The following is a 10,180-nucleotide window of genomic DNA, read 5'->3' on the forward strand; positions in this document are numbered from 1 at the left end:
GGCACATGAAAAGGACAATCTTTATTGATTGTCCTTTTTTCTTTTTTTTGTAATTTTGAAAGAAAACACTGATAGACATACACCCAATTGATATGTGCGACATATTATATAAATGGATACTCAGGGTAAGATAATTCGAAAAATTGTATACAAATTGAATAATTAGGACAGAATGGATGTATGGAGGTGGAGGGATTGAGTTCATTTTTAGCACATAAACAGTATGTGGAAACGTGCGTTATTTGTGAAAGTCTAAAACCAAAAGGCATACATCTATACACTTCTTTTATTTGTACAGAATGTGAAAATGATTTAATTCAAACAGATACAAATGACCCAAAATATAAACACTTTTTAAAGCAGCTTAGAAAAATAACAAATCCTGAAATTTTTTCATAAAAAGTCCTTTTGGGCTTTATTTTTTTGCCCAAAATAGGAATGACCATCGTTTTTTGTTAAAATGGATAAGACATATAGAAGGAAGATAAAACATGAATACTCAATCGAAGAAACCTTTATACGAAGCCTTAGTGGAACATGTAAACAAGAAGCCTATTTCTTTTCATGTCCCTGGACATAAATATGGCAGGATCAATCAATCAGATGATTGCCACCTTTTTGAACAAATATTACAAATTGATGCAACGGAGCTATCAGGGTTAGATGACCTGCATTCGCCTGAAGGGGCAATATTAGAGGCGGAGGAACTTTTAGCTGAACTTTATCACACGACTAGAAGTTTCTTTCTTGTGAATGGTTCAACCGTAGGTAACCTTGCGATGATTATGGCAGTCTGCACAGAAGGGTCACAAGTCCTTGTCCAAAGAAATTGCCATAAATCTGTATTAAATGCGCTTCGGCTCGCAAAGGCAAGACCCATTTTTCTTGAACCGGAATATAATCAAGAGTGGAAAGTTACTGCCGGTGTTAGTGTAGAAACGGTAAAACAAGCTATCAATCTTTATCCGGGTGTCAAAGCAATTGTTTTAACCTATCCAAACTATTATGGAATGACTTATGATCTTCAAGGAATTATTGATTTATGTCATCTTCATCAGATTCCGGTGTTGGTTGATGAGGCACATGGGGCCCATTTTATTGTCGGTGAACCCTTTCCGACAACTGCTGTTCAATTAGGGGCGGATATTATCGTGCAATCAGCACATAAGACACTACCTGCCATGACAATGGGTTCATTCTTACATGTGAATAGCGACCTGATAAGCTGGGAAAAGGTTAAGGAATACCTTGGAATATTCCAATCAAGCAGCCCATCGTATCCCATTATGGCATCATTGGACATAGCAAGGCATTACTTAGGTACATATGTACAGCAGGATTTATCCTATTTACTGGCTGAAATCGAGCGCTTTAAAGAGGAGTTAGCTAACATTCCGACGATAAAAGTGTTAGATTTTCCAAATGGTCATGGAGACCTTCTGAAAATCACTATTCAGTCGAAGTGTGAACTAAATGGTTTTGATCTTCAGAGAAGATTTGAAGACGCCGGTATTTTTACTGAATTGGCAGATCCATATAATGTTTTGTTTATTCTCCCGTTAGTAAAGGATGGGCAGCGTTTCCCATTGGAAGAGGCAGCAAAGAGGATAAACATAGCCCTTCAAGGCTTGCTTATTTATGAGCACATAGATGAATTTCTTATAGATGGTCCAAAGATTGCACAGCTGGCCGTTCCTTTTGTTGAGATGGAAGGTTTACCAGTGGAAAAGGTATCTATTGGGGAAGCAGTGGGATGTATTTGTGCGGAGATGATCATCCCCTATCCACCCGGAGTTCCTTTGTTCTTAAAAGGAGAGAGAATTACTGAGGAAAAACATAATCAACTTAAACGGCTGTTACAAACTGGAGCAAGGTTTCAGGGGAGCGCTACAATTAAAAAGGGAATAATAAAGATCTTTAGGACAACTTAAGTTAAAACACTTTGGAGGTTTTATTTACATGAGCAGCGGAACATTTATTACGTTTGAGGGACCGGATGGTGCGGGAAAAACAACTATTATTAATATGGTGGCAAAACAGTTTTCAAGCGCCTTAATTACGAGAGAGCCTGGCGGTATTGAAATAGCTGAGCAAATTCGTAGAGTTATTTTAGATAAGGGAAATACGGCTATGGATCCTCGTACGGAAGCACTGCTTTATGCAGCAGCACGGAGACAGCATCTAATAGAAAAAGTAAAACCTGCGTTAGAAGAAGGGAAAGTAGTTCTATGTGATCGGTTCGTTGATAGTTCATTGGCCTATCAGGGCTATGCACGCGGTTTAGGTATGGATGAGGTGTTGAAAATTAATCAATTTGCCATTGAGGATTTAATGCCTGAACTGACCATCTATTTTGACATTGACCCGGAGTTAGGGTTGAAACGGATTAAAAAGAATGATGGAAGAGAGATAAATCGGCTGGATTTAGAGGATCTTGAATTCCATCAAAAAGTAAGAGAGGGATACCATCTATTAATGGAACGTTTTCCAAATAGAATCGTTCGGATTGATGCTTCGGGAACAGTTAATGAAGTGTTTCAAAGGACATTGCAGCTAGTAGAAGGGCAATTAGCTGAAAAGAGGCCGTCAAACTAAGGTCTTTTTTAATTTCATACCGCTTACAAAGGTAAGCGGTACAATAACCTGTTATAATAAAGATAGAGTGGTATAAACAAGAGGAGAGGGTGTTTTCAAATGAAACTCATTATTGCCGTTGTTCAAGACCAGGATAGCAATCGTTTATCTAAAGCATTAGTCGATCATAATTTTAGAGCGACCAAATTAGCTAGTACAGGTGGATTTTTGAAATCGGGAAACACCACGTTTATGATAGGAACTGAAGATATCCGGGTTGACCGGGCTCTCCAAATTATTAAAGACAACTGCAAGTCGAGAGATCAGCTTGTGGCTCCTGTTTCACCTATGGGCGGGAATGCCGACTCTTATGTTCCATATCCGGTTGAAGTCGAAGTAGGCGGAGCAACAGTATTTGTCTTACCAATTGAGCAATACATGCATTTTTAAGTCTATAGATGGTGAGTGATTAACGTGGGGAAAACATGGGATCAACTGGAAGAGCTGCAGTGGACAGTATTGAGAATGTTAAAAAACAGCTTACTGAAAAATCGAGTGGCCCATGCCTACCTTTTTGAAGGCATGCGAGGGACAGGAAAAAGGGAAGTAAGTTTATTACTGACAAAGGCGCTTTTTTGCGAGTCATTGATTGATGGCTATAAACCGTGCGAGTCATGTAATAATTGCCGGCGCATTAACAACGGAAATCATCCTGATATTCACCTCATCGAGCCTGAAGGTCTATCCATTAAGGTTGATCAGATTAGAAATCTGCAGGCAGAGTTTTCAAAAAAGGGTGTCGAATCCTCAAGGAAAGTGTATATCATTGTCCATGCAGATAAAATGAGTGTGAGTGCATCAAATAGTTTGCTAAAGTTTTTGGAGGAACCAAGTCCGGGGACAGTTGCCTTTCTCTTGACAGAACAGCTGCAGCAACTATTGCCAACCATACTTTCTAGATGCCAAATATTAGCATTCCATCCACTTGCACCCCAGGTAATGGTGAAACAGCTAGTGGAGAATGGTGTTGAACCGGTAAAAGCACCGCTGCTAGCACATTTAACAAATAATCTGGATGAGGCTCTTAAATTAAATGTCGATGAATGGTTTGCACAAGCCCAAAAAATAGTGGTAAAATTATATGAGGTGCTAAGAAAAAATCCCCTTGAGGCGATGGTAACACTCCAGGGAGATTGGTTTCCGCACTTTAAGGATAAAGAACAGATTCAACGTGGTTTAGATCTTTTACTTCTTATTTTTAAGGATTTACTTTATATACAATTAGATAAACAGGAGCAAATTGTTTTCATAGAGGAAAGTGAGCGGTTAAAACAATTTGCCTTGCAAACATCTGGACGGCGCTTATCGGATCAAATGTCAGCTATTCTTGATGCAAAAAGGAAGCTGCAGGCAAATATGAATCCTCAGCTGATGATGGAACAGCTTGTGTTAAAAATTCAGGAGGGATCTTCATTTGTATGATGTTGTAGGAGTTCGCTTTAAAAAGGCGGGGAAAATCTATTATTTTGATCCTGGAGACCTCTCAATCGAAAAGGATGACTTTGTGATTGTTGAAACGGTCCGCGGCGTTGAATACGGGAGGGCAGTTATAGCTCGTAAACAGGTTGAGGAGCATGATGTGGTTCTTCCATTAAAAAAAGTGGTCAGAATTGCCGATCAGAAGGATCGCATGATTGTCGAAGAAAATAAGCAGGCAGCCCAAGAGGCTTATGAGGTTTGTAATGATAAGGTAAATGAACATCAGCTGGATATGAAGCTAGTGGATGTTGAATATACATTTGATCGAAACAAGATCATTTTCTACTTTACTGCTGATGGAAGAGTTGATTTCCGTGAGTTGGTAAAAGATTTAGCAGCCATTTTTCGGACACGCATTGAATTACGCCAGATTGGCGTCCGTGATGAAGCCAAGATGCTTGGCGGTATCGGACCATGCGGCCGAATGCTATGTTGTTCAACCTTTTTAGGTGATTTCGATCCCGTCTCTATTAAAATGGCGAAGGATCAAAACCTTTCGTTAAATCCTACAAAAATATCCGGTTTATGTGGCAGGCTGATGTGCTGCTTAAAATATGAAAATGATGAATATGAAGCTGCAAAAGAAGCTTTACCGGATTTAGGAGAAATCATTGAAACACCGCAGGGTGCAGGAAAAGTGGTAGGACTCAATATATTAGAGCGGGTACTTCAAGTGGAGCTAAAGGAACAAGACAGGGTTCTGGAGTATACTTTGGAAGAAATCATTAAAGAAGGTGCCTTTTCTATACAATCCACAGATTAAGAGGTGTGCGCCGTGGATAAAAAGGAAATATTTGAATCAGTTAGTAATATGGAAACGCAAATTGGCCATCTTTATCAACAGCTTGGGGAATTGAAGCAGCATTTAGCTGAAATACTCGAAGAGAATCATTATTTAAAGCTGGAAAATGAACATCTGAGACGCCGTTTAGATGTAACGATTAAAGAAGAAAAGAAAAAGACAAAGAATAAAAAGTCTGGGGAGGATTCCCCTCAGGATGTTTCTCCAGGGGAAAAGCTCTTTGATATTGGGGAAGGGTATGATAATCTCGCCCGTCTTTATCATGAAGGATTTCATATTTGTAACCTTCATTTTGGAAGCTTGCGTAAGGAAGGGGATTGTTTATTCTGCCTTTCCTTTCTTAATAAGAAATAATCTGAAGGGGCTGATACAATCAGCCTCTATTTTCATACACTTTTAAAAGGAATGGTTTTAGTGGTTAATTTGAAAGATGATGAGCGGCTTGACTTTTTACTTGCGGAGGAACTGAGGATTATTCAAAGCCCATCTGTTTTTGCCTTTTCGCTTGATGCTGTATTGTTGGCACGATTTGTTTACGTACCCATTCAAAAGGGAAATATTATTGACCTCTGCAGTGGCAATGGGGTAATCCCCTTATTTTTAAGTGCCCGTACAAAGGTGACTATTATTGGTGTTGAAATACAAGAGCGTTTATATGATATGGCGTTTCGTAGTATTGAATATAATGGGCTTCAGGGCCGCTTACAGATGATTCACGGTGATATTAAGGAAATGCCCAACCAATTGGGCTTTGGAAAGTTCGATGTTGTAACCTGTAATCCGCCTTATTTTACGACTCCTTCAAAGGGAGAAATCAATCCAAATGAACATCTTGCCATCGCCCGCCACGAAATTCTATGTACACTTGAGGATGCGGTAAAAGCTTCGAGTCAATTAGTGCGGCAGGGCGGGAAAGTGGCCTTTGTCCATCGTCCGGGTCGACTTATGGATATCATTACGTTGATGCGGCAGTACAGGCTCGAACCAAAGCGCATTCAGTTTGTTTATCCTAAGCTTGGCAAGGAAGCCAATACGGTTTTAGTAGAAGCGATTAAGGATGGCAGTCCGGATTTAAAAATCTTGCCGCCGCTTATTGTTTATAATGATGCAGATGAATACACTCCTGAAATCAGAGGGATTTTATATGGAGAATAGCGAACACTTTTTTTATGTGGTAACATGCAGGGATGGGAGTTTATATGCGGGCTACACAAATAATCTTGAGCGCCGCATTAACCTTCATAATAAAGGAAAAGGGGCCAAATACACACGGAGCAGGGGCCCTGTTGAGCTTACCTTTTATAAAGGTTACGACAATAAAAGTGAAGCCATGAGTGCAGAATATCATTTTAAAAGATTATCACGTAAGCAGAAAATAGAGTTTTTAATGGAAGAAATGGGTGATTATCGTGTGGCAGCAGAAAAGCTTTGAAAATGAGGAGCATAAAGGAATTCTTTATCTTGTTCCTACTCCCATTGGGAATCTTGAGGATATGAGTTTTCGGGCAATTAGAATCTTAAAAGAGGCAGATTTAATTGCTGCTGAAGATACAAGAAATACAAAAAAGCTCTGTAATTATTTCGAAATTACTACGCCTGTTGTCAGTTATCATGAGCATAATAAAGAAACAAGCGGGGAGAAACTGATTCATAAGGTCAAGCAGGGCTTAAAAGTTGCCCTTGTTAGCGACGCCGGCATGCCCGCCATTTCTGACCCAGGGTATGAGCTTGTTATGGAAGCGATTAGCGGAAAAGTGACAGTTGTCCCATTACCGGGTGCAAATGCGGCACTTACAGCCTTAATTGCCTCGGGTATTCCCTGCCAGCCTTTTTATTTTTATGGATTTCTTAATCGCAGTAAGAAAGATAAGCGAGCTGAATTAGATAGTTTGAAGAAGCAATCAGCAACGTTAATCTTTTATGAATCTCCACACCGCTTAAAAGAAACCTTATCCATTATGCTAGAAGTCCTTGGTAACAGGCCCATAGCAATTTGCAGAGAGTTAACGAAAAAGTATGAAGAATTTATTCGTGGAACTCTTGAAGAGATAATCGAATGGGCAAAACAGGATGAAATTCGCGGCGAATTTTGTATCATTATTGAAGGGTCAACAGTACTGCATGAAGAAGAAAGCGAAAGCTGGTGGCAGCAGTTGTCACTTGAGGAACATATAAACCACTACATATCTGTAAAAAGCTTACCATCGAAGGATGCGATTAAACAAACAGCAAAAGATCGCGGGTTAAGTAAACGGGAAGTTTATCAAGTTTATCATATTGATAATAATTAAAAAAACTCCAGCACATTGGCAGTGCTGGAGTTTGCTATTATTTCGCTAATTCAAAGTTCTTTTGAATTTCTTCAATTAATTGCTCTGCACCTTCACGGCTTAGAATTAATTTGCCGCCGGCAAGTGTCAAATTATCATCAGAAACTTCACCAGTTACTTGGCAAGTCATGTTTGGCTTATATTTTTTTAAGATGATGCGCTCGTCATCCACATAGATTTCAAGAGCGTCCTTTTCAGCAATTCCAAGAGTACGTCTTAATTCAATCGGAATAACCACACGACCTAATTCATCAACTTTACGGACAATACCTGTAGATTTCATAATTTGATCTCCTCTCGTATACACACAAAATAGTAATCTATTTTTTTCATTCGTCATTATTCGACAAATTTCTTATAAATCCATAATACCAGTAGTTCCCATATTCGTCAATTATTTTATTTTGAAAAATAATAGAAAAATATTTCCAGTAAGTCGATTATTGATTTAATAGGGTTTACCCTATAAATGGTTCATTCAAACTAGGATAATAATACTATCGTAGTGTAAACTTGTAGCGACGCCATTTTAGGGAGGATTCGACAAAATTCTACAATCAGAACGCTTATCCTTCATAGGGTTCGATGGTTCTTTCGTCTTTATGGGTGTAATAGGAAAAAATTTTAAGAAAATGGAAATCTGATAAAGGTGCTTTCTTGCACAAAAGTTCATTTTTCGGTATATTTTGATGATAGAAGCAGCAAAAACAGGCAATAATGGTTTAATGGGGTTTAGCCTATAAAACTTGATTATTGTCTAGCTACAGCGCCTAGGGGCTAGGGTCATAAGCCAATCCGTCAAGAAGGCTAAAGAACAGCCTTCTCGCCGGCTCGTCTTATGCCTGTCGCCCCTGTGCAAGGCGCTTACGCTTTTCTAATTGGAGGGAAAAGAAAATGGCGGAAAAACTAAAGACATTTTATCTGACAACACCGATTTACTATCCAAGTGGAAATTTACATATTGGTCATGCCTATACCACTGTTGCCGGTGATGCAATGGCCCGTTATAAGCGGATGCGCGGCTATGATGTTATGTACTTAACGGGGACAGATGAGCATGGGCAAAAGATTCAGCGTAAAGCAGAGGAGGGTGGGATTACCCCGCAGCAGTATGTCGATGAAATTGTAGATGGGATCAAGGATCTTTGGAATAAACTTGATATTTCTTATGATGATTTTATCCGGACAACGGATGAGAGACATAAACAAGTTGTTGAGAAGATTTTTGCAAGACTTCTTGAGCAGGGGGATATTTACCTTGACCAGTATGAAGGATGGTATTGTACGCCATGTGAATCCTTTTTTACCGATCGTCAATTAGTAGATGGGAAGTGTCCGGATTGCGGCCGCCCAGTTGAAAAGGTGAAGGAAGAATCTTACTTTTTTAGAATGAGTAAATATGTTGATCGCCTTTTACGGTATTACGAAGAAAATCCTGATTTTATCCAGCCTGAATCTCGTAAGAATGAAATGATTAATAACTTTATCAAGCCAGGCTTGGAGGATTTAGCGGTATCTAGAACCACATTTGATTGGGGAATTAAGGTGCCTGGTGATCCAAAGCACGTTATCTATGTTTGGATTGATGCCCTTTCAAACTATATAACGGCTCTTGGCTATGGTACTGAAAATGATAGCAAATATTTAAATTACTGGCCGGCAGATGTGCACCTTGTTGGCAAGGAAATTGTCCGTTTCCATACGATCTATTGGCCAATTATGTTGATGGCACTAGATGTACCACTTCCTAAAAAGGTGTTTGCGCATGGCTGGCTATTGATGAAGGACGGGAAAATGTCCAAATCAAAAGGTAATGTCGTGGATCCTGTCACCTTAATCGACCGCTATGGTCTTGATGCACTTCGCTATTATTTATTACGGGAAGTACCATTTGGTGCTGATGGGGTGTTTACACCGGAGGGATTTGTCGAAAGAATTAATTTTGACTTAGCCAACGATCTTGGAAACTTGTTAAATCGAACAGTTGCGATGATTGAAAAATATTTTAATGGTGTGATTCCGGACTATGTTGGTTCTGTCGGTGAATTTGATGAGTCACTCCTTCAAGTCAATCGTGATACTGTTGTAAAATACGAAGAAGCTATGGAAAAAATGGAGTTTTCGGTGGCGCTCACTTCGATTTGGCAATTAGTCAGCAGGACAAATAAATATATTGATGAAACTGGGCCATGGGCATTGGCTAAAGATGTGGAACGTAAAGGGGAACTTGCAAGTGTTATGGCCCATTTAGCGGAATCATTGCGTCAAACTGCAATCCTTTTACAGCCGTTTTTAACCCGTACGCCTAATGGGATTTTTAAACAACTAGGCATACAGGATGAAAGCCTTAAAACATGGGAGAGTCTTGAACACTTTGGAGCGATTCCAAGTGGAACAAAGGTGGAAAAGGATGCACCGCTATTCCCAAGGCTTGAAATTGCTGATGAAGTGGCATTCATCAAAGAAAAAATGCAAGGATCAGCACCAGTTGTCGAAGAAAAGAAAGAAGAAAAACCAGAGGCAATGGATGAAATTGCTATTGATGATTTCATGAAAATTGATTTGCGGGTAGCTGAGGTTATTCAAGCAGAGCCAGTTAAAAAAACAGATAAACTGCTAAAGCTGCAGCTTGATCTTGGTTACGAAAAGCGCCAAGTCGTTTCGGGAATTGCCCAGTATTATAAACCGGGAGAATTAGTCGGCCGGAAGGTTATTTGTATTACCAATTTAAAACCAGTTAAATTACGTGGCGAACTATCACAAGGAATGATCTTAGCCGGATCAAAAGATGGCCAGCTCTCCATAGCAACTGTTGACCAAACATTACCAAATGGATCCAAGGTAAAATAATACGAAAAGCGGAAGCGCCCTGGTCAGCGGCGTATGGCCTGGAGCGCTCCAACTGAGATAAAGGAAACACGAAGAGCCGAAGGCG

Annotated in this window: 12 protein-coding genes; 11 read left to right on the forward strand and 1 reads right to left on the reverse strand. The window is 39.7% G+C overall.

Annotated features, from left to right (window positions below):
- Window positions 1-180 precede the first annotated feature (180 nt).
- The 10 genes from BABA_RS25555 to rsmI all read left to right on the forward strand — a co-directional run bounded on the left by BABA_RS25555 (window position 181) and on the right by rsmI (window position 7,206).
- A complete protein-coding gene (locus BABA_RS25555) occupies window positions 181-399 on the forward strand; it encodes a sigma factor G inhibitor Gin (RefSeq protein WP_087946614.1) in 219 nt (72 codons plus the stop codon).
- Window positions 400-491: 92 nt separating this feature from the next.
- Window positions 492-1,931, forward strand: coding sequence for an aminotransferase class I/II-fold pyridoxal phosphate-dependent enzyme (locus BABA_RS25560; RefSeq protein ID WP_007088180.1), 1,440 nt, complete (start codon window positions 492-494; stop codon window positions 1,929-1,931).
- A 28-nt stretch (window positions 1,932-1,959) separates the two neighbouring features.
- Window positions 1,960-2,595: a dTMP kinase gene (tmk, locus tag BABA_RS25565; protein WP_007088181.1), complete on the forward strand. Its 636-nt coding sequence runs from the start codon at window positions 1,960-1,962 to the stop codon at window positions 2,593-2,595.
- A 99-nt stretch (window positions 2,596-2,694) separates the two neighbouring features.
- On the forward strand, window positions 2,695-3,024 hold the full coding sequence (locus BABA_RS25570) for a cyclic-di-AMP receptor (protein ID WP_007088182.1): 330 nt from the start codon (window positions 2,695-2,697) through the stop codon (window positions 3,022-3,024).
- Window positions 3,025-3,048: 24 nt separating this feature from the next.
- Window positions 3,049-4,056, forward strand: a complete 1,008-nt coding sequence (holB, locus tag BABA_RS25575) for a DNA polymerase III subunit delta' (protein ID WP_007088183.1) — start codon at window positions 3,049-3,051, stop codon at window positions 4,054-4,056.
- Window positions 4,049-4,876, forward strand: coding sequence for a PSP1 domain-containing protein (locus tag BABA_RS25580; protein ID WP_007088184.1), 828 nt, complete (start codon window positions 4,049-4,051; stop codon window positions 4,874-4,876). The genes holB and BABA_RS25580 overlap by 8 nt, the downstream gene beginning before the upstream one ends.
- A 12-nt stretch (window positions 4,877-4,888) precedes the next feature.
- Window positions 4,889-5,269, forward strand: coding sequence for a DNA replication initiation control protein YabA (yabA, locus tag BABA_RS25585; RefSeq protein WP_007088185.1), 381 nt, complete (start codon window positions 4,889-4,891; stop codon window positions 5,267-5,269).
- A gap of 60 nt (window positions 5,270-5,329) precedes the next feature.
- Window positions 5,330-6,070, forward strand: a complete 741-nt coding sequence (locus tag BABA_RS25590) for a tRNA1(Val) (adenine(37)-N6)-methyltransferase (RefSeq protein WP_007088186.1) — start codon at window positions 5,330-5,332, stop codon at window positions 6,068-6,070.
- A complete protein-coding gene (locus BABA_RS25595) occupies window positions 6,060-6,347 on the forward strand; it encodes a GIY-YIG nuclease family protein (protein ID WP_007088187.1) in 288 nt (95 codons plus the stop codon). Before BABA_RS25590 ends, BABA_RS25595 begins: the two co-directional genes overlap by 11 nt.
- On the forward strand, window positions 6,325-7,206 hold the full coding sequence (rsmI, locus tag BABA_RS25600) for a 16S rRNA (cytidine(1402)-2'-O)-methyltransferase (protein WP_007088188.1): 882 nt from the start codon (window positions 6,325-6,327) through the stop codon (window positions 7,204-7,206). Before BABA_RS25595 ends, rsmI begins: the two co-directional genes overlap by 23 nt.
- Window positions 7,207-7,243: 37 nt before the next feature.
- Here the strand turns inward: rsmI and BABA_RS25605 are convergent, their stop codons facing one another.
- Window positions 7,244-7,528, reverse strand: coding sequence for an AbrB/MazE/SpoVT family DNA-binding domain-containing protein (locus tag BABA_RS25605; protein ID WP_007088189.1), 285 nt, complete (start codon window positions 7,526-7,528; stop codon window positions 7,244-7,246).
- A 611-nt stretch (window positions 7,529-8,139) separates the two neighbouring features.
- On the opposite strand from BABA_RS25605, the gene metG reads away from it, so the two are divergent.
- Window positions 8,140-10,095 carry a methionine--tRNA ligase gene (metG, locus tag BABA_RS25610; RefSeq protein ID WP_007088190.1) on the forward strand — a complete coding sequence of 652 codons (1,956 nt, stop codon included), beginning with the start codon at window positions 8,140-8,142 and terminating at the stop codon, window positions 10,093-10,095.
- The last annotated feature ends 85 nt before the right edge of the window (window positions 10,096-10,180 follow it).

Origin of the sequence: Neobacillus bataviensis LMG 21833, assembly GCF_000307875.1 — a bacterium.
Taxonomy (GTDB): Bacteria; Bacillota; Bacilli; order Bacillales; family Cytobacillaceae; genus Neobacillus; species Neobacillus bataviensis.